Source organism: Streptomyces sp. 13-12-16 (assembly GCF_002114215.1).
GTDB lineage: Bacteria > Actinomycetota > Actinomycetes > Streptomycetales > Streptomycetaceae > Streptomyces.
The window spans coordinates 1-1,061 of record NZ_NCTE01001175.1; the positions used below are offsets into that span (position 1 = coordinate 1).

Here is a 1,061-nt window from a genome sequence, read left to right on the forward strand (position 1 = left end):
TCCCACGCCTCCTCCATCGGCGCCGTGCGCAGCCGCGCGGCCCGCTCCTGCGCCCGGTACGCGTCGACCAGCCGCCGCGCGGCGATGGTCCACAGCCAGCCGCCGGCCTGCTCACCGCGGTGGGCGTCCGCCGACCGCCACACCGTGACGAACGTGTCCTGGAGCACCTCCCGCACGGTCTCGGGGTCGGCGCAGCGCCGGCTCAGCCGCGCGTACAGCCAGCCCGCGTGCCGGTCGTACAGTGCGGCCAGCGCCGTCGGGTCCCCGCCCGCGACGGCCCTCAGCAGCGCCGCGTCGGAGTCCCCCTCGTCCTTCTCCCGGTGGCCCCCCATGGGGCGGAACAGTCTCACACCCCCTCTATCGACGGCCGTGGGGACGCCGGTTCACGGCACCGGCCGGTCCGGTCACCGGGCGACCGCGTACGCCTCCACCGACCACAGCGAGTAGCCGTACCGCGTCGCCCGCTTCTCGCCCCGGACGCGGACGTGGCGGACGCCGGGCTCGTCCATGCGGACGGTCTCCCGGCCGCCCCGGCCGGCCCGGACCTCCGCCGCCGTGCGCCAGGTGCGGCCGTCCGCCGACACCTCCACGCGGTACGCCGACGGGTGCGCCTCCTGCCAGTGCAGGTCGACCTTGCCCAGCCGTACCGGGCGCTCCAGCTCGACCTGCCACCAGGCGTCGTCGTCGACCGGGGACGACCAGCGGGTCTCCGGGTCGCCGTCGTTCGCCGCCGGGGCCGGGAAGTCGGGTGTCTCGTCGGCCGAGGAGCTCGCCCGGCCGGTGCGGGCCAGGTCGGGTCCTGCGGTGCGGGGGACGGCGTGGACCGTCAGCGTGCGGGTGGTGCCGGCGAAGGCGAGCCGGACGCCGTACGACCCGGTGGGCGTGCCCGGCTCCACGGTCACCTCGACCGGTACCTCCACCGGTGTGCCGCGCGGGACGGTCAGCGCGTCCTCCGGCACCCGGACCCCGATCCCCTTCGGCGCCGTCGCGGTCAGCCTGCCGCGCACCTCGTCGGGGCGCGGCGAGCCGAGGGAGACCGTCAGCCGCCGGGCACCGCCGAT

Annotated in this window: 2 protein-coding genes; both read right to left on the bottom strand. The window is 77.3% G+C overall.

Annotated features, from left to right (window positions below):
* A partial coding sequence (locus B7767_RS37040) for an RNA polymerase sigma factor (RefSeq protein ID WP_306298035.1) occupies window positions 1-332 on the bottom strand: 332 nt, incomplete at its 3' end.
* A 72-nt stretch (window positions 333-404) separates the two neighbouring features.
* Window positions 405-1,061 (bottom strand): discoidin domain-containing protein (locus B7767_RS37045; RefSeq protein WP_143652852.1); only part of this gene is annotated, 657 nt, incomplete at its 5' end.